Annotated in this window: 14 protein-coding genes and 2 pseudogenes; 8 read left to right on the plus strand and 8 right to left on the minus strand. The window is 72.0% G+C overall.

The window, feature by feature from the left end; genetic code table 11:
* Positions 1–126 precede the first annotated feature (126 nt).
* The 4 genes and pseudogenes from ABT352_RS40810 to ABT352_RS36275 form a co-directional block, all read left to right on the plus strand.
* Positions 127–768 (plus strand): annotated as a pseudogene (locus tag ABT352_RS40810) (flavin-containing monooxygenase); the annotation flags it as partial.
* A 542-nt stretch (positions 769–1,310) separates the two neighbouring features.
* Positions 1,311–1,514, plus strand: a pseudogene (locus tag ABT352_RS40815) (hypothetical protein); the annotation flags it as partial.
* A 261-nt stretch (positions 1,515–1,775) separates the two neighbouring features.
* A complete protein-coding gene (locus ABT352_RS36270; RefSeq protein WP_350949552.1) occupies positions 1,776–2,807 on the plus strand; it encodes a dipeptidase in 1,032 nt (343 codons plus the stop codon).
* A 193-nt stretch (positions 2,808–3,000) separates the two neighbouring features.
* Positions 3,001–3,603 carry a TetR/AcrR family transcriptional regulator gene (locus ABT352_RS36275; RefSeq protein WP_350949553.1) on the plus strand — a complete coding sequence of 201 codons (603 nt, stop codon included), beginning with the start codon at positions 3,001–3,003 and terminating at the stop codon, positions 3,601–3,603.
* Here ABT352_RS36275 and ABT352_RS36280 read toward each other — a convergent pair.
* The 7 genes from ABT352_RS36280 to ABT352_RS36310 all read right to left on the minus strand — a co-directional run bounded on the left by ABT352_RS36280 (position 3,548) and on the right by ABT352_RS36310 (position 15,151).
* Complete coding sequence (locus tag ABT352_RS36280) at positions 3,548–4,477, minus strand: DMT family transporter (RefSeq protein WP_350949554.1); 930 nt, start codon at positions 4,475–4,477, stop codon at positions 3,548–3,550. The genes ABT352_RS36275 and ABT352_RS36280 overlap by 56 nt on opposite strands.
* Positions 4,478–4,682: 205 nt before the next feature.
* Positions 4,683–5,954 (minus strand): MFS transporter, encoded by a 1,272-nt coding sequence (locus tag ABT352_RS36285; protein WP_350949555.1) that lies wholly within the window; start codon positions 5,952–5,954, stop codon positions 4,683–4,685.
* Between the two features lie 252 nt (positions 5,955–6,206).
* Positions 6,207–9,365, minus strand: coding sequence for a non-ribosomal peptide synthetase (locus ABT352_RS36290; RefSeq protein ID WP_350949556.1), 3,159 nt, complete (start codon positions 9,363–9,365; stop codon positions 6,207–6,209).
* Complete coding sequence (locus tag ABT352_RS36295) at positions 9,362–11,392, minus strand: non-ribosomal peptide synthetase (RefSeq protein ID WP_350949557.1); 2,031 nt, start codon at positions 11,390–11,392, stop codon at positions 9,362–9,364. The genes ABT352_RS36290 and ABT352_RS36295 overlap by 4 nt, the downstream gene beginning before the upstream one ends.
* Positions 11,386–12,825, minus strand: coding sequence for a condensation domain-containing protein (locus tag ABT352_RS36300; protein WP_350949558.1), 1,440 nt, complete (start codon positions 12,823–12,825; stop codon positions 11,386–11,388). Before ABT352_RS36300 ends, ABT352_RS36295 begins: the two co-directional genes overlap by 7 nt.
* A complete protein-coding gene (locus ABT352_RS36305; RefSeq protein WP_350949559.1) occupies positions 12,812–14,332 on the minus strand; it encodes a condensation domain-containing protein in 1,521 nt (506 codons plus the stop codon). Before ABT352_RS36305 ends, ABT352_RS36300 begins: the two co-directional genes overlap by 14 nt.
* 648 nt (positions 14,333–14,980) lie before the next feature.
* Entirely contained in the window at positions 14,981–15,151 is a 171-nt protein-coding gene (locus ABT352_RS36310; RefSeq protein WP_350949560.1) for a hypothetical protein, read from the minus strand.
* A 281-nt stretch (positions 15,152–15,432) separates the two neighbouring features.
* On the opposite strand from ABT352_RS36310, the gene ABT352_RS36315 reads away from it, so the two are divergent.
* Both ABT352_RS36315 and ABT352_RS36320 read left to right on the plus strand, forming a co-directional pair.
* Positions 15,433–16,029, plus strand: coding sequence for a copper resistance CopC family protein (locus ABT352_RS36315; protein WP_350949561.1), 597 nt, complete (start codon positions 15,433–15,435; stop codon positions 16,027–16,029).
* On the plus strand, positions 16,026–17,057 hold the full coding sequence (locus ABT352_RS36320) for a CopD family protein (protein WP_350949562.1): 1,032 nt from the start codon (positions 16,026–16,028) through the stop codon (positions 17,055–17,057). Before ABT352_RS36315 ends, ABT352_RS36320 begins: the two co-directional genes overlap by 4 nt.
* On the opposite strand, the gene ABT352_RS36325 is transcribed toward ABT352_RS36320, so the two are convergent.
* The gene (locus ABT352_RS36325; protein WP_350949563.1) at positions 17,015–18,136 is read right to left on the minus strand and encodes a hypothetical protein; all 1,122 of its coding nucleotides are present in this window, start codon (positions 18,134–18,136) and stop codon (positions 17,015–17,017) included. The genes ABT352_RS36320 and ABT352_RS36325 overlap by 43 nt on opposite strands.
* Before the next feature lie 246 nt (positions 18,137–18,382).
* On the opposite strand from ABT352_RS36325, the gene ABT352_RS36330 reads away from it, so the two are divergent.
* Complete coding sequence (locus ABT352_RS36330) at positions 18,383–21,094, plus strand: alpha/beta fold hydrolase (protein WP_350949564.1); 2,712 nt, start codon at positions 18,383–18,385, stop codon at positions 21,092–21,094.
* Positions 21,091–22,029 (plus strand): ABC transporter permease, encoded by a 939-nt coding sequence (locus ABT352_RS36335; protein ID WP_350949565.1) that lies wholly within the window; start codon positions 21,091–21,093, stop codon positions 22,027–22,029. The genes ABT352_RS36330 and ABT352_RS36335 overlap by 4 nt, the downstream gene beginning before the upstream one ends.
* Positions 22,030–22,111: the final 82 nt, after the last annotated feature.

Consider the following 22,111-nt stretch of genomic DNA (forward strand, 5'->3'; position numbering starts at 1 on the left):
AGCGCCAGGCGCCCGGTGGTCTGCCAACGGCCTGCTCGGGATTTCCCCAGTGATTGCCCCGGCGGCTTCCACGGCGTGGGGGCATCGCCTAGCGTCGGTGAACACTGACACCCGGAGGGCGTGCGCATGGGGCCTAATGTCGCGATCATCGGTGCCGGATTCGGCGGCCTGTGCATGGCCATCCAGTTGGAGAAGGCCGGCATCCGTTCGTACACGATCTTCGAGAAGGGGTCCGACGTCGGGGGGACCTGGCGCGACAACACCTATCCGGGGGCGGGCTGCGACACCCACTCGCATCTGTACTCCTTCTCCTTCGAGAGATACTCCAGCCGGACGCGTCGCTATGCCGGGCAGCCGGAGATCCTGGGTTACCTGCGGGGGTGTGCCGACAAGTACGGCCTGCGTTCCCGTATCCGGCTGAACACCGCGGTCGTCTCCGCCGCCTTCGACGAGTCGCTGGGCAAATGGCGGGTCCGTACGTCGGCCGGAGAAGAGTTGTTCGACGTGGTGGTGTCGGCGATAGGTCAGCTGAACCGGCCCCAGTTGCCCGACATTCCGGGAATATCGACATTCAGTGGAGCGGCCTTCCACTCCGCGCGCTGGGACCACTCCGTCGACCTGGCGGGCAAACGAGTCGCCGTGATCGGGAACGGGTCGTCGGCGGCGCAACTCGTCCCGAAGGTGGCCGAGGTGGCCGGGCACCTGGACCTCTTCCAGCGAACCCCCAACTGGGTGCTTCCCAAGCAGGGCACCGACTTCAGCCCGCGCGTGCGGACGGCCTTCCGCCTCGTGCCGTTCCTGCAGCGCGCCTACCGCGAGTGGGTCTACCGGTACGCGGAGCACATCCTCTACCCCGCCCTGGCCGGGGGCTGGAGCACGGACCTGGTGCGCAAGTACGCCCTCGGGCACCTGCACGAGCAGGTCTCCGACCCGGTGCTACGGGCCAAGCTGACCCCCTCCTACCCGCTCGGCTGCAAGCGGGTCGTCATCGACAGCGACTTCTATCCCGCGCTGACCCGCCCCGACGTGGACGTCGTCACCGACCGGATCACCCGGATCGTCCCCGGCGGCGTGGAGACCGTCGCCGGAGTCCGCGAGGCCGACGCGATCGTCTACGCGACCGGCTTCGAGACCTCGGAGTTTCTGAGCACGATCGAGGTCACCGGACGCGGCGGGCGGCGACTGGCCGAGGAGTGGAAGGACGGCGCCGAGGCGTACCTGGGCATCGCCGTGCCGCACTTCCCCAACCTGTTCCTGCTGTACGGCCCCAACACCAACCTCGGTCACACCTCGATCGTCTTCATGCTCGAATGCCAGGTCCGGTACATCATGGGCTGCCTGCCGCAGCTGGCCTCGCGCGGGCCGATGGAGGTGAGGCCGGAGGCGATGGACACCTGGCGGCAGAACCTCGACCGGGACATGGAGGGCATGGTCTGGCAGGCGGGCTGCACGAGCTGGTACAAGAACGCCTCGGGCAGGGTCACCGGCAACTGGCCGGGCAGCGCGACCGCCTACCGCCGTCTCACCAGGACCCCGCGCCCCGAGGCCTTCCAGTTCGCGCGCTGACCCACTCCGCGCACGCGGGTGCGCGAAGTCACCCAGATCGTCGTCGCTCTCCCGGTCAACGCCCATTCCACGCACGCGAGTACGCGAAGAGTTCGCGGGCGCCCTCCTCGTCCACCGGGACACCCACTCCGCGCAGGCGAGTACGCGAAGGCCCGGCGGGCCGATAGCGTCGTGGCGAACCAGAGCCGTCCGCGCAGAAGGGCCCGCCCGTGTCCGCCGACCTCCACCGCGACTCCGTGGTCGCCGATACCCACAACGATCTGCTGATGGCGGTCGTCGCTCGTCCGCCGCATCGCTGGGCGTCGTTCTTCCGGGAGCGTTGGCTGCCGCAGTTGCGTGAGGGAGGGGTGAACCTCCAGGTGCTGCCGGTGTTCGTCGACGAGCAGTACCGTCCCGAGGGGGCGTTGCGCCAGACGTTGCGCATGATCGAGTGTGCGCACGTGCTGGCCGAGGGCAACGCCGAGTCCGTCCGGCTGTGCCTGGACGGTGCGCAGATCGACCAGGCCCTCGCCGAGGGCAGGATCGCTCTGGTCCTGGCGATGGAGAGCATGCCTGGCCTGGACGCCTCGGTCGAGCTGCTGCCCACCGTGCACCGGCTGGGTGTGCGGATCGCCTCGATCGCGCACTGGGGCCGCACCGCGCTGGCCGACGGCAGCGGCGAGGACGCCACCGGCGGCAGGCTCACCGGCGCCGGGATCCAGGCGCTGCGGGAGATGGAACGCCTCGGGGTGATCTTCGACATCTCCCACCTGAGCGCCTCGGGGGTGGAGCATGTGCTGGAGCTGGCGAGCAGGCCGGTGATGGCCACCCATTCCTCGGCCCGCGCGCTGCGCGAGCATCACCGTAATCTCACCGACGAGCAGATCCGGGCCGTCGCCGCGACCGGCGGGGTGGTGTGCGTGAACTTCGTGGCCGCCTTCTTGTCCGAGGATCCGGCCGAGTACACCGTGGATCGGCTGGTGGACCACCTCGCGCACGTCGCGGGTGTCAGCGGTATCGACCACGTCGGCCTGGGCCCTGATTTCGTGCGTGAGGTGCTGCAGGATGTGACTCCCCCGTGCTGTGAGACGGACTACGACGTCGATCCCTTCGCGGCCCTGCCGGGGCTGTCGGGGCCGAGCGGGCTGCCCCTGGTCACCGACGCCCTGCTCAAGCACGGCTTCGCCGACGAGGAGATCACGAAGATCATCGGCGGCAACGTACACCGCCTGTTCCGCGCCGAACTGGGCAGGCCCGCCTGAGCGAGCCCGGCCGGTGCCCGGACGACGTGGCGCGGCGGGGTCCCCCTCTGAGTTTCGGTTCCTCACCGTCCGTGGCGTTCCTACCCACGGGTAGGTGACAGCGCGTGGGGTGCCCGATTCGTCCTGTGCATACCTCTGTACCCCGGCCGCACCCCGGCCCGGACGGCGCTCCCTGACGCGCTAGTGTTCCCTTGTGGCAAGGGGATTTGGGCGATTACGTCGCGAAGATCTGCTCCGGACCGCCTGCGATGTGATCGCGGCCCGGGGCTTCGGTCACACGCGCACCGCCGACATCGCCCAGGCGGCCGGCGTCAGCCAGGCGCTGCTCTTCTACCATTTCGAGACCAAGGAGAAGCTCTTCGCCCAGGCCTTCTCCTACGCCGCCCAGCTCGACCTGGACGCGCTCACCAAGGTGGAGGAGTCCGGCGGCTCTCCCCTCGACCGGCTGCGGGCTCTGCTCAGGTTCTATCCGCCCAGCGGGAAGTCCAAGTCGTGGGCCCTGTGGATCGACGCCTGGGCCGAGTCGATACGCAACACCGAGCTTGAGGAGACGTCCCGCAGGATCGACATGCGCTGGAAGGAGGCGCTCCGCGCGATCATCGACGACGGCGTCGCGGCGGAGGTCTTCACCTGTGCGGACCCCGAGGGCACGACCTGGCGGGTCATGTCTCTCATCGACGGTCTTTCCACGCAGGTGACGGTGCACCGGCGGGTGCTCTCACGGGCGCGGATGACCGAGTTCATCCGGACGGCCACGGCGGCGGAACTGGGCCTCTCCCCCGCCGAGCTGAGTTGAACAGTCCCCTGGGCGACACGACCAGGAGCATGGCGAGGGCGATCAGCCCGCCGCCGAGGTAGACGCCCACGGTGAGCGGTTCCCCGTGCAGTGCCACGGCGAGGGCGGTCACCCAGAGCGGCTGGGTCGACAGGATCACCGCGGCGGACACCGGCGAGACGTGGACCTGGCCCCAGGAGCGGGCCAGGAAACCCAGGGCGCAGGCCACGATCGACAGGTGGCCGAGGATCACCCAGTCGCCCGGCGTCGAGGGCAGGGTGAGACCGTCCGGCGTGGCGAGGGCGCCCGTCATGGCGGCGATGGTGCCGAGCTGGATCACCGTGACCGCGTAGGCGTTCTGCCGCGCCTCGGCGGAGTTGCCGAGCAGCAGCGTATGGACCGCGTACAGGACCGCCGCCAACAGAGTGGCGACCAGCGCGGGCAGGGCGATGTCCCCCTCCGCCTCCCTCATCAGGGCGAACGCGGTCATCGCGGCCGTGGCCAGGGCCACCGAGGCCCAGACGCGGGCCGACGTCCTGGCTCCGAGCAGGAACAGTCCGAGAACAGGGGTGATCACCACGTACGAGCCGACCGTGAACCCCGAGACCGACGAGGGCAGATCGTGCAGTGAGACCGCCTGGGCCGTCTGGGCCACGCCGAACAGCAGGCCGAGCAGGATGCCGGTGAGCCAGGTGTTCTTCGAGAGCCCTCTAAGGCTTCTCGGGCGCAGCGCGAGCAGCACGAGGGTGGCGATGCCGTACCGCTCGGCGAGAAGGTCCGCCACCGGCACGCGGACGATGAGATCCTTCATCAGCGGGAAAGCCGACCCCCATGCGGCGCTGACGAAGATCAGAAGCACGATTCCCAGAACGGGCCGGGGGGTTACCACTGCCATACCCGAAGGGTCGCATCACCCTCGGCGACCAAATGGTCACCGAAAGGGTCGGGGGTGACACGGATACAACGCTGAGTGAAAGACGCAACACCGGCACGAGGGGCCTCATACCTTCACTTGTCTTTCCGCCGGGGCCGACGGGAGCCGACGGGGCACAGCGCTCAGTGGGTGCCCTTCCGACAGGGGGCCGACGGCGGCCCGGCGCTCAGCGGACCGAGCGGATCTTCCAGACGAGGACGGCACCGAGGAGGACGAGGAACGCCGAGGTCATGTAGAGGACGGGATAACCGCCGAGACCTGCCACGATCGGACCGGCGATGGCGGGGCCGAGCACCTGGGGGCCGGAGTTGGCGATGTTGATGACGCCGAGGTCCTTGGCACGTCCCTCGGCGGCGGGCAGGACCTGGGTGACGAGGGCGTTGTCGACCGAGAGGTAGATGCCGAAGCCGACCCCCATGATCGCGGCGCCGACCGTCGCGACCTGCCAGTGCGGCCAGAAGGCGAGCATCACCGCGGGGATGACGCTGATCAGGCCGGAGATCGTGACGAGCGCCCTGCGGCGGCCGAGCCTGTCGGAGACGACGCCCGCGACGACGGTGGTGAGCACGACGGCCACGGTGTAGATCAGGATCAGCACGAGCAGACCGTCCTCGGCCTTCTCGCCGGGGAAGAGCCTCTCGTAGCCGACCGCGTCGGCGAGGAAGTACAGCAGGTAGAGCGTGGCGACGGCGTTGCCCAGCTGCATCAGGAAGCGGGTCAGCCAGGCCCAGAAGAAGTCGGGGTGGGTGCGAGGGCTGATCCAGAACCCCTTCAGGAAGGCTCCGAGGTCGAAGGGCGGCCTGTCCGTCAGGCGGGGGTCGGGGGTGGTCAGGACGAAGGGGAGCACGCAGAGCGGGATCAGCACCGCTATCAAGAAATATCCGGATTCGGTGGTGGTGGCGACCATGGTGACCAGGACCACGGCGAACACCACCCCGAGCGACTGGGGAATCCCGATCCAGCCCGAGACCTCACCTCGCTGACCGACCGGTACGTGGTCGGGCACCCCGGCGCCGAGCGCGGCCTGCATCGCGTTGAGCCCGGCCTGCGCGAGACACCAGCCGGCCGTCACACCGAGGATCGAGCCCTGGCCCGCCAGCAGGACCAGCGCCCCCGCACCGGCCAGCGCCCCGCCCAGCGACCACGGATGCCTGCGCCCGAAACGCCCCGCCGTACGATCCGACAGCGCTCCGGCGACGGGGTTGAACAGCATCGCGACGGCGGCCCCCACCCCGGTCACCAGTGCCAGCGACCCTTCCTTGCCCGCCGGGTCGATCGCCGCCACCTGCGAGGGCAACAGCACCTGGAGCGGCCCGAAGTAGGCCATCCAGAGCGCGAGGTTGGCGAGCGAGATGCCGGCCACCCACCAGGGCCCCACCCTGCGGGTCGGCTCGGCGAGCGCCGCCCGCGGGTCGGGGACAGGCTGGGCGACGCTCATGGAACCTCGCATCTCCGCGGCTCGGCTCTTCGTGGGCCTCGGCATCTTCGTGGTTCGACATCCTCACGGCTCGGCGCCTACGCGGTCCAGCGTTTCCCGTCTCGACATCCTCACAGATCGATATCTCCGCGAAACGGATCGCCGTCCTGAGGCTCAACGCCTCCCGGTGGCACCGGGTGACGGCCTCCCGGCGGGAAGCCGGAGAGGCCGGGAGGCGTCCCCACGGGGGAAGCGGAGCGCCCGGAGAAGGGCTCAGGAACGGTCGGTGCCCGCGAGCAACTCCAGCGCCTCCTCCTCGGTCAGGGCGTCCAGTTCCTCGATCAGCAGTTCCTCCAGCGCCTCGGCGAGGGAGGCGACGGTGCTCTTGGCGAAGATCGTCCGGATCGGGACCTCGACCCCGGTGTCCCGCCTGATCCGCGCCCCCACCCGGGTCGCCAGCAGGGAGTGCCCGCCCAGCGCGAAGAAGTCGTCGAGGACGCCGACCGGTCCCGTGCCGAGCAGTTCCTCCCAGATCTCGGCGACCAGCCTCTCCGCGTCCGTACGCGGCGCGACGCGGCGCGTGGCGGGGAGGGCGGCGGACGGTTCGGGGAGCGCGGCGGCGTCGACCTTGCCGCCCGAGGTGAGGGGAAGCGCGTCCAGCGTCACCCATGCCGTGGGGACGAGCTGGCGCGGGAGCGACCGCTCCAGGTGCTCCCTGAGGGCGGCCGGGCCCGCGGTGCCCGTGACGTACGCGACGAGTTCCTCCCCCCTGCCGGTGACGAAGGCCTGCCGCACCCCGGGGTGGGCGAGCAGGCGGCTCTCCACCTCGCCCGGCTCGATCCGGAACCCCCTGATCTTCAGCTGGGCGTCCAGCCGCCCGAGGAACTCCAGCCGCCCGTCGGAGCGCCAGCGCACCCGGTCGCCGCTTCGGTAGCGGCGCGCTCCCGGGGCGCCGTACGGGTCGGGGACGAAGGCGGCGGCGGTGAGCGCCGGCCTGCCGAGGTAGCCCCGGGCCACTCCGGCTCCGCCGATGACCAGTTCCCCGGTCGCGCCGGGCGGAAGGGGGTCTCCCCTGCCGTCGAGCACGTGGACGACGGTCGCGCCGATCGGGCGGCCGATCGGAGGGCGTCCCGCGACGTCCCCCGCCCCCAGGTCGGCGGCGGTGGCGATCACCGTCGCCTCGGTCGGGCCGTAGGTGTTGACCAGCCGGACACGGTCGCCGAGCAGACCCCGCCAGCGCTCCACCGCCGCCGCCGAGACCTGCTCGCCACCGAGGATCACCAGGCGGAGCGAGGACGGCCACGCGGTCTCCCTCGGGTCCTCGGTCAGCGAGTGCCAGTAGGCGGTCGGCAGGTCGAGTACGGTGACCGCCGCTCCCTCGGGGGAGGCGAGCAGGGCGGGCAGCGACACCGCGCCCTCCGGCAGGAGCACCAGCGTGGCTCCCGCCGCCAGCGTGGGGAAGACCTCCTCGACGTGGGCGTCGAAGCCGAGCGAGGCGAACTGGACGACCCGGTCGGCCGGGGTGAGGCCGTAGTCCTCGCGCATCCAGCGCACCCGCGCGGCCACCGCGCCGTGCTCCACCAGCACCCCCTTGGGCACGCCGGTGGATCCGGAGGTGGTGATGACGTACGCGGCGTCCCACGGCGCGGGGAGGCCGACGGGGTCGCCGACCTCTCCGAGACCTCCATGGCTCGGAGAGGTCGTGGGGGCGACGGCGACGCGGCCCGGTGGCGGTTCGCGCAGGGTGATCAGGTGGGTGGCCGAGCTGTCCGCCATCGAGAAGGCCAGCCGCTCGTCGGGGACCTCCGGGTCGAACGGCAGGTAGGCGGCCCCGGCCCACCAGACGGCGAGCAGCGCGGTGATCGCGTCGATCGAGCGGGGCAGGCAGACCCCGACGACGTCCCCCCGCCGCACGCCGCCCTCGCGCAGGACCTCGGCGAGCTCGCCCGCGCGGGCGAGCAGCTCGCCGTAGGTGACGCTCTGTTTCCCGCAGACCACGGCGACGGCGTCCGGTGCCCGCCGCGCGGCCGCCAGGATCATCCCGGGAACCAGACCGGCCTCCGAGGCGGAACCCGAGACGGTCGAGACGGGACCCGAGACGGGACCGGTGTTCGCCGCACGGCCGATGTCCGGGACCGGCCCGGCGGACAGGGCGCGGATCTCGGCGTGGTCGGCGTCGGTCCAGATCGGCAGGGCGGAGAGCGGGGTGCCGGGGGCGGCCGCGACGGATTCGAGGAGGAGGGCGAACCTCGCGGCCAGCCGGCCGACCTCTCCGGTCTCGAACAGGCCCGTGTCGTGGCAGAAGGACAGGTCGAGCCCGTCCTCGCCGGACCACGCCTCGACGAGGAGGTCCACCTTGGCCTGGTGGAATCCGGCGTCGAGGTCGGCCACCTTCAGGTCGCCGAACGTCCTGCGCGGGTTGGCGTCCTGGGTGTGCAGGATGAGCATGGAGGGCAGCAGCGACTCGGCGGGATGGCTGAGCTGCTCGAAGGGGACCGCGGGGTTGCCCAGCGCGCCGAAGACCTCGCCGCGGGTACGGCCGATCAGTCCGGTGAACGGCGGGTCGCCCGACAGGTCACCGCGGAGGATCACCGTCTGGGAGACGTAGCCGACCATCGGCTCCAGCTCGACGCGGTCGCGGCCGGCGACGACGGTGCCGACCAGGAGGTCGCTCTGCCCGGTGTGCCGCAGCAGCATCGTCTGGTAGGCGGCGACGAGCACCGTGAACAGGGTGGTGCGGTGCTCGGCGGCGAGCCGCTCCAGCCGCCGCGCGGTGGCGGGGGGCAGCAGGACGCGCTGGACCTCCCCCTGCCCGCTCGCCTTCCCCCGGCGGCGGAACGGCAGCTCGGCCGGTGGCGGTTCCGCGAGTTTCTCCCGCCAGTACGGCACGGCCCGCTCGGCCCTGCGCCGGTGCCATCGCGCGTAGTCGCCCGCCTGGACGGGCAGCGGGCGCAGCCGGGGCTCCTCCCCCGACAGGCGGGCGGCGTAGCAGTCGGCCAGGTCGTCGAGGATGACGTTGAGTGACCAGCCGTCCGCGATGATGTGGTGCATGGTGAGGCAGAGCACGTGCTCGTCCTCGGCGACCCGGATCACCGCGACGCGCAGCGGCGGTGCCGCCTCCAGGTCGAACGGCGTGTTGGCCCGCTCGGTGACCAGGCGTTCCGCCTCCTCGCGGCCGCCGGAGTCCAGCCATTCGATCCGGGGTGCCGACGCCTCCTCCACCACGGCCCAGGGCACGCCCTCCTCCTCGGCGAACCTGGTGCGCAGGCTCTCGTGGCGGGCCAGCAGGTCGGTGAACGCCCGGGTCAGCGCGGCCGGGACGAGGGTGCCGCCGAGCAGGCGGACGAGATACACGTTGTAGGAGGCGTTGCCCGGGTCGAGGCGCTGCAGGAGCCAGAGCCGCTCCTGCGCCGGGGACAGGGGCGCCCTCATGCGCCCGGCGCCAGTTCGTCGAAGATCGCCGCGAGTTCCTCGGCGTCGAGGCCGTCGAGCCGCTCGCGCAGCGCGGCGACCTCGGCGAGGTCCAGGTCGTCGTCCAGACGGTCCAGCCGCCTGGCGAGCCCCGCGACGGTCGGGTCCTCGAAGAGGGCCGGGAGCGGCACGGCGGCGCCGAAGCGCGCCTGGACCCTCGCGATGATCTGGGCGGCCATCAGCGAGTGGCCGCCCAGCTCGAAGAAGTCGTCGTCGATCCCGATCGGCTCGTCGATTCCCAGCACCTCCGCCCAGATGGCGGCGAGCTCGTCCTCCGCCGCCGTCGACGGCGGCCGGTAGGGGACCGTCCTCACCGGCGCGCCGACGGGTACCGGCAGGGCCGCGCGGTCGAGTTTGCCGTTGGGGGTGAGCGGCAGGGCGTCGAGCGTGACGAGCTGCGCCGGAACCATGTAGTCGGGCAGGCTCGACCTGAGCCTTTCGCGCAGCGCCTCCCACAGCCCCGCCGTCGCCGACCCCGCCGCGGGGACCACGTACGCCACCAGAGCGGGCAGGCCGTCGGGTCCCTCGCAGGCGCCGACGGCGGCCTGGCGGACCTGGTCGGCCGAGCGCAGGACGGTCTCGATCTCGTCCAGCTCGATGCGGAACCCGCGGATCTTGACCTGTCTGTCGGCGCGGCCCAGGTATTCGAGGCGGCCGTCCGGGGCGCGCCTGACGAGGTCGCCGGTCGCGTACATGCGCGCTCCCGGACGGCTCGTGAAGGGGTCGGGCAGGAAGCGGGTGGCGGTCAGCGCGGGCATGCCCCGGTAGCCGCGGGCCACCCCGTCCCCGCCGATGTGCAGTTCCCCGGCCGCACCGTCCGCGACCGGCAGGCCGCCGTCGTCGAGGACGTACAGGGACGTCTCGGAGATCGGCTCTCCCAGGCCGATCCCCGTGGGGGAGGGCGCGACGGTCCCGGCGGTGGACCACACGGTCGTCTCGGTCGGCCCGTACACGTTCCACAGGCTCGTCCCCGGGGCGAGGAGCGCGTCGGCGAGGTCGCGCGGCAGCGCCTCTCCCCCGCAGAGCCGGGTGCGGATCGTCTCCGGTACGCCGCCCGCCTCCAGCAGGATGCGCCAGGTCGCCGGGGTGGCCTGCAGGACCGTGATCCCCTCCGCGACCGCCAGCGCCCGCAGCGCCGCGCCGTCGGCGGCCTCCCGCGCCGAGGCCACGACGATCCGCGCCCCGCACGCCAGGGGCAGCAGCAGTTCCAGCACGGAGATGTCGAACGACAGGGTGGTCACGGCGAGCCAGCGGTCTTCCGGGGTGAGTCCCAGCCTGCCGGAGAACGCCCCGAGGAGGTTCTCCACCGCGCGGCGCGGCACCTCCACGCCCTTGGGCCGCCCGGTGGAGCCCGAGGTGTAGATCACGTACGCCAGACCGCTTCCCGGCCCTCCTGGGATGTCGCGGCGGCGGGCCGGGGCGGTGTCGTCTCCGAGGGCGGGCGGGAGCGGCTGCGAGTCGCTCCCGCCCGGCCCGGGGAGTGCGGCACCGTCGGGAACGGGCGCGGGGAGCGGTGGGACCGTGCCATCGAGGGCGAGCCGGGACGCCGAGGAGACAGCATCGTCGGGAGTGAACCGGGACGGCGGGGAAACGGCACCGTCGGGGGTGCCGTCGGGGGTGAGGAGAAGCGTCCTGGGGACGTCCGCGAGCAGGCGCCGGTCCACCCCGGACTGGGTCAGCACCAGCTCGATCCCGGCGTCCTCGCGCATGAGCCGCAGCCTCTCCTCGGGGAAGGCGGGATCGAGCGGGACGTACGCGCCGCCGGCGGCCCAGACCGCCAGGACCGCGACGACCATCCCCGTGGTGCGTTCCATGCACAGTCCGACCGGAACCTCGGGGCCCACCCCCTGCCCGCGGAGTGTCGCGGCGAGGTCGTCGACCCGCCGGTACAGCTCCCGGTAGGTCAGCGTGCCTCCGGGCCCGCTCACCGCCACCGCGTCGGGCGTCGTCTCCAGCGGTTCACGCGCCGGTTCCAGGGTCGTCACCACGGTTGTACACCTCTCAGGTCGGACAGCCGGAGGTCCGGGTCGGCTCCGGCGCGCTCCACCACGTCGGTGAAGGTCCGGATGAGGCGCCGAGCGGTTCCGGCGGAGAACAGGTCGCTGCTGTAGTCGAGGACGCCGCCGAGACCTTCGGGGCCCCGCCAGGCGTCCACGGACACCTCGGCCTTGGTGCGCCCCGCCGCGGGGGCGGGATAGACCTCGACCGACAAATCACCCATCGTGCTCCGCAGCAGGTCCCCCTTGGGCAGGTTGTGCAGGTTGAACATGGCCTGGAAGAGCGGCGGCCTGCTCAGGTCGCGGGGCAGGCGCAGCGCGCCGAGGATCCGTTCGAACGGTGTGCCGGCGTGCCGCAGTCCCCCGAAGAGCGCGGTGCGGGTGCGTTTGAGCAGCTCACGGAAGGTGGGATCGCCGGACAGGTCGGCGCGGAGCACGAGCGTGGTGGCGAAGTAGCCGATCAGCGGCTCGATCTCCGGCCGGTCCCTTCCCGCGACCGGTACCCCGACGCACAGGTCCTCTCGCCCGGAGGCCAGCCCGAGGGTCGCCTGGTAGGCGGCGAGCAGCGCCATGAAGAGCGTGCAGCGCATCCCCCTGGCGACGTTCTCCAGCCGGGCGATCGCCTCTTCGGGAACGAGCAGGCTCTCCTGACCTCCGCGTCCGCTCCAGCGGGCCGGGCGGGGGTGGTCGGCGGGAAGGTCGAGGGCGGGCGCCCCGGCGAGCGTCCTCGTCCAGTGGCCGAGGCTTGAGGCGTCCTCGTCCGACTCGGCGCGGCGCCTCTCCTCCTCGGCGACCTGCGGGTACTGCGCCGGGAGCTCCGGCAGCCCTGGCGGCCTGCCCTCGCGGTGCGCGGCGTAGCACTCGGCCACCTCCCGCATCAGGACGTCGAGCGACCAGCCGTCGACGACGATGTGGTGCAGGACGATGCAGAGCAGGAAGTCCTGCTCGCCCAGTCGCAGCAGCGCCACGCGCAGCGGCGGGCCGTGTTCGAGGTCGAAGGGCCTGTTGATGAGATCCACCACGACCGGAGCCGGATCGCCGGTGACGTCCACCCGCTCCACCGGTACCGGCCGGGCCGGTACGACGACCTGGACGGGACGGTCACCGGCCAGCCGGAACCGGGTGCGCAGCACGTGGTGCCGCTCGGCCACCCGGGTGAAGGCGGCGGCGATCGCCTCCGCGTCGACGGGACCGCGCAGGCGCACGCACCAGGGGGTGTGGTAGGTGGTGTCGCCGGGGTCGAACCTGCCGAGGAACCACAGACGCTCCTGCCCGAACGACAGCGGCCACTGCCCGCCGCCTTCCCCGTCCCGTTCCCGCATCCTGCTCAGCAGCGCGGCGCGCTGCGCCTCGGGGAGGCGCGCCAGTCGTTCGAGCAGCGCGGCACGGCCGTCGGGCCCCGCCCGGTGGTCAGACGTGACCACCGGCCACCTCCCGCACACCCTGCGCGCCGAGATCCTGGGCGGCCCGCGCCCCGCCGCCGCCCGGTGAACCGGCGGAGGAACCGTTCTGGCCGTGGACGGAGGGTCGCTCGACCGGGACGATGCCGCACAGTCCGGCGACCTCGCCGAGCGGGACGTCCCCGGCCACCGAGGCGACCAGCAGACTCTCCACCCCGCGCAGCAGCGCGTAGGCCGTGGGGCGCGGCAGGTAGGCGGTGTCGGCCGTCAGGTACAGCTCGCAGGTGTTGGTGGCGGTGCCGGTGGCGAACAGGGCCGTGGCGTCCACCTCGGGCCAGGATCCGACGTGGAAGGTCCTGGTCCGCTCGGTGAGCGCGGCGATCGCGGCGGGGTCGCCCGGTGGCTCCACCGCGGGCAGGTGGGGCCAGTGGCCGACGGTCCGCGTGTCGTTGAAGTAGGCCGACAGGTCGACGGGTCCGCCGCGCTCGCGGCCGACCTCCTCGCGCAGCGCCATCATCCGGTACGGGTGGTACTGCGCGTTCCGGTAGGCGGTCAGCGCCTGCCGGTGCCCGGCGCGGGCGGCGTCGGCGAACGTGCCCCCCGGCAGGCCCAGGACGAAGATCCCGTCCTGCACGGCACTGCCCGCCATCGCCGCGACCCGGGGATCGTGCCGGTTGGCCACGACGAGCTGCATGACCACCTCGTCGTGGCCGGTGAGCGTGCCCAGCAGCACGGCGCTCGCCGTGGTCAGCACGCTGGCCGTGCTGATCGACCAGCGCGCCGCCAGCACCTCGGCCGCCGCCGCGGTGGCGGCCGACTCCATGCCGACCTTGACGAACCTCGGTTCCTCCGGCGTCGTACGGGGGAAGTCGAACATGCTCAGCGGCGCCCTCTCCAGGACCGCGCGCCAGTGACGCAGCGTCCGCTCGCCTCGGGCGGCGCCAGGACCTTCGCGCTCGAAGGCGGCCTGGTCCATCGGCTGCCAGGCGGGCGCGGGCGGCTCGCCACCGGCGAGCAGGTCCCGCCAGTCGCGCGCCAGCACGTCCAGTGCCCCGCCGTCCACGGCCAGGTGGGACAGGGTGAGGGCCATCGCCCTCGGACGGCCGTCGACGGTCACGACGGCGCATCGGAACGGCAGCTCGCTCGCGTAGTCGAACGCGACGGCCGCCAGCCTGGTGGAGATCTCCCGCGCCGCGGTGGTCGGTTTGGCGCCTTCCGCGTCGTACACCTCGACGGTGAAGCGGCCCTCGCGTGCCACGCGCTGGACCAGCCCGCCGGGCGTCTCCTCGTAGGTCGTCCTCAGCGTCTCGTGCCGCTCGACGAGCAGGCGCAGCGCCCGCAGGACGGTGTCGAGGTCGCGTCTGCCGTAGACGGGCAGCACCCAGGGCATGTTGAAGTAGGGGTCGTCGTCGTCCAGCCACCGGGTGAGCCGCCAGATGGCGAGCTGGCCCCAGCTGAACGGCGCCTCACCGCCCCGTACGCCGGTGAACTCCACGGACATCGCGCTCAGCCGCGCGAGGCCGGCCGTCATCGGGTCCGGCCGTTCTCTTCGCCGACGCCCTCGTGGGACGCCCTGTTCCATCCGTTCACCTGCGACATCGACATTTCAGGCGCCTTCCGTCCGGCCTGTCGCGGCGGCCTCGAACGACCCCCGCGGCTCCCTGTGATGACTTCTCCCCGCCGTTTCGCCGGCGGGGTGCCGACGACGGGTATGCGCTCGGGCGTCTCGCGCCTGGCCGGGGCGTTCCATCGGAAAGGCCCTGATTCGACACCGGCGCGGGCGGATACCGCCTTCTTGTCCGGCGAGAGGCCGGTGCGCGTCACGACGCCTCCGTACTGTCGGGAGGGGAACCCGGGCGCGTTCCCTTACGGCGGAAAATGGCATCTCCCGAATGGGGGATCCCATGACGACCGACCGGATCGGCCCGGCCCCGAGGGGACGCGCGGATCCGATGGCGTTGAGGACTTGCGCGGCACGGAACACGGCTCCGACACCGAGATGCGCGAACGCCCGGCGTGACGTGTCCCGACCACATGTCACGCCTTCACACCGTGCGAGGGCACGGCGACTTCTTCGCCGTGCGCGAGCGCGGCGAATCGGTGGCGTCGCTTGGAGCGAGGCTAAGGATCACGCGCCGAATTCGTCAAGGTTTCACGGTTGTTTTACAGTCCGATAAAACTAAACAAAATATCTCTCCAGGGCTTTTACCAGATAAATCGACCTATTCTTCATTCTTTGAAAATTTGTCATCCTCTTAGTCATTGACTCCGTCCCGCCGGGCTCCTGCTCTCCGCCGGGATGTTCCCGGGCCTTCCCTGTCTCCATCGGCGTCTCCATCGGCGTCTCCATCGGCGTCTCCGTCGGCCCCCGTCGGCCCCCGTCGGCCCCTGCCGGTCCCGTCCGCCTCCAGCGCTTCCCGTCAGCCCTCGCCGGCCCCCATCGGCCCCCGTCGTTCCCCCTCGGTGGCCGGAGCGCCGGAATCGGCCCGTCCGCCGGCGCACGGGTCCCCTCAGCCGGGCACGGGCACGGATGGACGGACGAGATGAGACGCGCGAGCGCGATTCCCGGGCGGGAGGCCGGGGTGGGAGCATGTCATTCGTCATGACGACCCCAAAGGAAGGCCACGACCGGTGAGGCGGCTACTCACGGTCCTGCTGCTCGCGTCCGCCGCGCTGCTCGGCGCGGGCGTCCCGGCACAGGCCCACAACGTGCTGATCAGCAGCGACCCCAAGGACGGTACCGAGCTGGCCACCGGTCCCGAGAAGATCACACTCACCTTCGACCAGCCCGTCCGGCAGGGCTTCGCGCAGATCAGCGTGATCGGCCCGGACGGCACGCGCTGGGAGGAGGGTAAGACGACCGTCGACAGGGCGAAGGTGAGCGTCGGTGTGAAACCCCTCGGCTCCGCCGGGGAGTACGCGGTGGGCTACCGGATCCTCTCCTCCGACGGCCACCCGGTCTCCAGCAAGATCACCTTCACCCTCACCGCCCCCGGCCCCGGCGCGTCCGCCCAGTCCTCCGCCGATCCGGCCGCCGCCACCCCGGCCGCCCCCGTCGCCTCCGCCGCCGCGCCGCAGGAACCCGATCTGGGCGCCCAGGCCGCCGAGGCCGCGCAGAACGGCGGTGCCGGGATGGCCGTGCTGTGGATCGCGGGCTCCATCGTCCTGCTGGGCGGGGCCACCGTCGTGGCGATGCGCCGTACGAAGGAGCAGGGGGGCGCGGGATGACCCTGACCGCCGAGCCTGCCGCCGAGGCCGGCACCGCCAGGAGGCTGGTCGTCGGCGGGCTCGTCTCCGGAGCCCTGGTGGCCGTGCTGACCGCGACGGCGCTCTCCCGCCAGGAGGCGGTGCCGGGGATCGCCATTCCCGGACCGCTGGTGGAGTACGGGCTGCCGGTGCTGCGGGTGCTGCTGGACCTCGCCGCGGTGGCGGTGGTCGGGCTCAGCCTGCTGCCGAAGCTGCTCGGGTTCGACGACCCCGACCGCACGGAGCCGGTGATGCGCCGGGCCCGGCCGGCGGCCGTGACCTTCGCCTGGGCCTGGGCACTGCTGGCGCTGGTCGTGATCGTCTTCCAGACGGCCGAGCTGAACCCCGGCCTGGTCCCCACCCCCGGCATGATCGCCGAGTACGTCGACAGCGTCGGCGCCGGGCAGGGCATGCTCTTCAGCGCCGCCTGCGCGCTGTCCTACGCCGGGATCGGGCTGCTGGCCGTGCGGTACGGCGAGAAGGTCCCCGCCGAGCTGCGGATCGTGATCGCCTTCTTCGGGCTGCTGCCGATCCCGGTCACCGGCCACGCGGTCGACTCGCTCTGGCACGACCCCATCATGATCTCGATGGAGCTGCACGTGATGGGCTCGGCGGCGTGGACCGGCGGCCTGCTCACGATCATCCTGCTGGTCACCGGGGACCGGGAGCTGCTGGCGCGGGTGCTGCCCGCGTTCTCCAGGCTCGCGACCCTCGCACTCGTCGTGGTCAGTGCCTCCGGCCTGGTGAACGGCCTGGCCACGATGGCCCTCACCCCCGGGGTGGAACTCCCCGGGGCTCTCCTGACCAGTGAGTACGGCCTGCTGGTGCTGGCCAAGGTCGCGTGCGTGGCACTGCTGATCCCGTTCGCCGCCCACATCCGCTTCCGCCTGCTGCCGCACATCGCCGAGAGGCGGGCGACGGCGGTCGTCGCGTGGGCGGCCGCCGAGATCGCCGTGATGGGGCTCGCCTACGGGGTCGCGGTCGCGCTGACCACTGCCTCCCTGTCCTGAGCCCGCAGCGTGTGGCGGCCGAAGGACCACTCCGCGGCCAGCCACAGGACCGCGAGTCCCGCCCCCCCGATCACCATGGTCGTGGGGGGCACCAGCGGCGGCGCCATGAACGTCGCGTGCTGGAAGCGCAGTGCCTGGTCGATCAGGAGGGTGGCGCCGAGGGATCCGACCAGTGCCCTGACCACGGGATTCCTGATCAGGAACGCCAGGTCGACGGCGAGCGCCCCGGCGATGAGGAAGACCGGGATCGCCGAGCGCGGGAAGTCGGCCGCGGCGAGGAGCGGCCAGATCAGCGTGCGGAAGACGACGTAGGCGCCGATCACGGCGGTGGCCGAGAACATCCGGCCGATCATCGCGCGGGCGTAGACGGCCACCAGGACGGCGGCGATCGCCGCGTAGAGCGGGTAGAGCTGGTCGGGCACGGGCAGCGCGAAGTGTAGCGCCACGGCCCTGTCGGTCACCGGCAGGCCGATCTGGTCGGCGGCGAACTTGATCAGGATCGGCTCGGCCTCGGGCGCCCCCCGGTCCCAGGCCGAGATGGCGTACACGCCGTACTCCTGGTGCTGGGCCGGGAACCAGACGTTCTCGAAGAGGAACACGAAGAGCCCGCCGAGGACCAGCGTGCGCGTCCGTCCCGGGAGCGCCCGCACGAACCAGCCCCGGATGACGCCGCAGATCATGAAAAGCGTGCCGATGTAGAGCATGAGGTGGGACGGGCTCCACGAGGTGATGTCGAGCCCGTTGATCCGGTGGTTGATCAGGTCCAGCGGGACGGCGACCAGGAAGATGCCCGTGCCCCAGGCGATGAGACGCTGCGCGAGTTTGTCCACGCCGTAGCCGGTGTAGATGTGGATGATCGTGAGAGCGAGGGCGAGAGCGGTGCCGACGCTGTTGAGCAGGTGCGGCGGCGCCAGGTCGTCGCGAAGCCACTTGAAGTGCCAGGAGACGTCCCAGGACGCTCCGAGCACCTTGAACGAGAAAGCCACCAGCCACCCGAGGTAGAGGACCCTGAACAGATCCTCCGGGGTCTCCCTGCCGGCCTCCCCGCGCGTCCAATACGGCAGAGCCCACTCGATCACGGGAGTGGCTCTTCTTCGAAGGCTCTCTACTGGCTTCACGCGTCGAAATGATGCCGCTCCTTCACCTCGGTCCGCAATCGGGGACAACCCTGAGGATCGGGACGCCTCCCCTGCTCCACGTGGGTGGATCACCCATGTTCGTCCCCGCCGCGACGACCGGCGACCGAACCGGTCGGCGACTGACCGCTGGAACGCTCCTGAGAACGGTCTCAGGAGCCTTTCAGCTGCAATCAGTAGGCTCTCGTCATGCAACGTGGGGGAAAACGGACCATCCGCATCTCGGGGATCGCTGCGATCGTCGTGCTGGTCGTCGGCGCCGCGGCCTGGCTGGTGTGGCCGTCCGCTCCCGGCGTACGGGCCCAGGACCAGATGATCACAGTGCTCGACGGGCCGGAGGACGACCAGCGGGTCACGCTGGACACGAGCTTCTTCCCTCCCGCCGGCGGCGGCAGGGCCCCTGCGGTGCTGCTCGCGCACGGGTTCGGCGGCAGCAAGCTGAGCGTGCGGGACGCCGCCGTACGGCTGGCGCAGGAGGGTTACGCCGTGCTGACCTGGTCGGCGCGCGGCTTCGGCCGCTCCTCGGGACAGATCGCGCTGAACTCCCCCGACTACGAGGTCAAGGACGTGCGCCGGCTGGTCGACTGGGTCGCCAAGCGGCCCGAGGTCCGGCTCGACGCGGCGGGCGACCCTCGGGTGGGCATCGCGGGCGGCTCCTACGGCGGGGCGATCTCCCTGATGGCCGCCGCCCACGACCCCAGGATCGACGCGATCGTCCCGCAGATCACCTGGTACGACCTGGCCGACGCGCTGTTCCCGAACGCCACCGGGCAGGGCCCGGAGAGCGGGGTGTTCAAGCGCATGTGGGCCGGGCTGTTCTTCAGCCGGGGCGGTCCCACCCCGGGCGCGGCCGGTCTGGCCGCCCTCGGCCAGACCGGCGCGGGAGCCGGGGGAGGCGAGGAGGACGCGGAAGCCGGGAACGGGTCGCCGCCCGGCCGGCCCAGGCCGCTCACCGCGGAGGAGGTCCGGTGCGGCCGGTTCCTGCCGGAGATCTGTGACATGTACCAGAAGGTGGCAGAAAGCGGACGGGCGACGGCAGACGCGGTGGAGACACTGCGCAGGTCGAGCCCGATCTCGGTACCCGGCAGGATCAAGGTCCCCACGCTGCTGCTCCAGGGACAGCGCGACTCGCTGTTCACCCTGGGGCAGGCCGACGCCAACGCCAGGGCGATCGCCGCCACCGGCGCCCCGGTGGAGGTCGCCTGGTTCGACGGCGGCCACGACGGCGGCAACGGCGAGGTCGACTGGCTGCACGAGAAGACGCTCGGCTGGTTCGACCGCCACCTGAAGGAGAGCGAGGCGGCCGGGCAGGAGGACGCCTTCACCGTCACCCGCGACGGCGGGCGCGACCCGGGCACCCGTCGCCCGGTCCAGCTGCACGCCGTCGCCGACGGCTACCCCGGGCTGAGCGGCACCGGCCAGACCTCCGTGCCGCTCAGCGGCCCCGAGCAGCAGGTCGCGAACCCGCCGGGCGGTTCCCCCGCCTCGATCTCCGCGGTCCCCGGCTTCGGCGGTCTCGGCGGCGCCGCCACCGCGAACCTGTCGATCGACATGGCGGGCCAGAGCGCCGTCTTCGACTCCGCCCCGCTCACCACCCCGCTCCAGGTCACCGGCAGCTCGACCGTACGGGTGCGGGTGACGCCCGGACGTTCCGGGTCCCCCGCGGCCGGTGACGTCGCGGAGGGCGGCCCACAGAGCGGCACTCGGAGCGGCCCAGAGAGTGGCAATGAGAGCGGTGAGGCGCGGGCGGCGGACGAGGTGACGCTGTTCGCCAAGCTCTACGACGTCGCGGGCGCGACCCAGGCACCGCTCCTGCCGGAAGGGCTCGTCGCCCCGATCAGGATCGCGATCCCCGAGGGCGGCTCGGGGGAGGCCACGGTGACCCTGCCGGCCATCGACCACAGGTTCGACGTCGGGCACCGGCTGCGCGTCGCGTTCACCACCACCGACCTGGGTTACAGCACCCCCGCGGCCCCGGCCGTCCACACGGTCGCCCTCGCCTCGCCGGAGGTGACCGTCCCCACCCACGCCACCCTGCGCACCCCCTCGACCGGCCCCGCCTGGTGGATCTGGGCACTGCCGCTGCTCTCCCTCGTCGTCGCGGCCGTCCTGCTGCTCGCCGGACGCCGCCGCGCCGCCGACGAGCACGACCCCGGGCTCGACTCCGTGCCGCTGCGGATCGATGGCCTGACCAAGGCGTACCGGAACGGCGAGCTCGCGGTGAACGATCTGTCGTTCACCGTCGAGCACGGCCAGGTGCTCGGCCTGCTCGGCCCCAACGGGGCGGGCAAGACCACCACCCTGCGCATGCTGATGGGCCTGATCAAGCCCGACGGCGGCGAGATCCGGATCTTCGGCCACCGGGTGGTGCCCGGCGCCCCGGTCCTGTCCAGGCTCGGCTCGTTCGTCGAGGGGCCGGGTTTCCTGCCGCACCTCAACGGCCGCGACAACCTGGAGCTGTACTGGAAGGCGACCGGCCGCCCCGTCGAGGACGCCGGGTTCGCCGAGGCCCTGGAGATCGCCGGGCTCGGCAACGCCCTGGACCGCGCCGTCCGCACCTACTCCCAGGGCATGCGCCAGCGTCTGGCCATCGCGCAGGCCATGCTCGGCCTGCCCGACCTGCTCGTCCTGGACGAACCCACCAACGGTCTCGACCCGCCCCAGATCCGCGAGATGCGCGAGGTCCTGATCCGCTACGCCGGAGGGGGCCGTACGGTCATCGTCTCCAGCCACCTGCTCTCGGAGGTGGAGCAGACCTGCAGCCACGTGGTGGTCATGCACCGCGGGCGTCTCGTCACGGCCGGGACCGTGGCCGAACTGCTGAGCAGCCGCACCCCGGTCAACGGCTCCGGCACCCGGCTGGAAGACGTCTTCCTGGACCTGATCGGAGAGAAGGCGTGAGCGACACCGACGGTGCTCGTGGCACCATGACCGGCCCGGCGGGCGACGGCCCCGCGCGGGCGGGGACCCCGCGGAACGGCGTCGCGGAGAACGGTTCGGCGCGCGGGTACGCGCCGGGGCGCACCCTGCCGCTCTCCGTGGAGATCGTCAGGCAGTTCAAGCGGCGCCGCACGCTGGTGATGTTCGGCCTGTTGCTCGCGCTGCCGTGGATCCTGGTGATCGCCTTCAAGCTCGGCGCCGGATCCGGGCAGCCCACCACCACGCTGCGCATCTCCGACCTGGCCACCGAGGGCGGGCTGAACTTCGCGGCGTTCGCCCTGTCGGTGTCGGCGAGCTTCCTGCTGGTCGTCGCGGTCGCGCTGTTCTGCGGTGACACCGTGGCGAGCGAGGCCGGCTGGTCGTCACTGCGCTATCTGCTCGCCGCACCGATCCCGCGCGACCGCCTGCTGCGCCAGAAGCTGATCGTCGCGATGGGCTACTCGGCGGCGGCGGTGATCTGCCTGCCGGTGATGGCCCTGCTCGCCGGGACCCTCGCCTTCGGGTGGAACGACGTCCGGGTGCCGGGGACCGGTGAGACGATCGCCGCCCTGGACGTGCTGCCCAGGTTCGCGGTGGTGATCGGCTATGCCCTGGTCAGCCAGTTCGTGGTCGCGGCGCTGGCCTTCCTGCTCTCCGTCAGCACCGACTCCCCGCTGGGGGCGGTCGGCGGAGCGGTCGGCCTGGTGATCGTGAGCAACATCCTGCAGGCGGTCGAGGCGCTCGGCGGGCTCAGGGAGTTTCTGCCGACGTTCTGGAACACCGCGTGGCTGGACGCCCTCGCCCCCCAGCCGGAGTATGACGGCATGCTCAAGGGGGTGGCCGTCTCCGTCACCTACTCGGCCATCCTGATCGCGTTCGCCTTCCGCCGTTTCCGCGCCAAGGACGTCGTGTCCTAGCGGAACGCGCGGGGGCGTCTTCCGCGGGACCTCCCGCCGCGCGAAGCCCTCCCGGCCGGCCCCGCGACGACAGCCCCGCGAA

Source organism: Streptosporangium sp. NPDC000563 (assembly GCF_040299985.1).
GTDB lineage: Bacteria > Actinomycetota > Actinomycetes > Streptosporangiales > Streptosporangiaceae > Streptosporangium.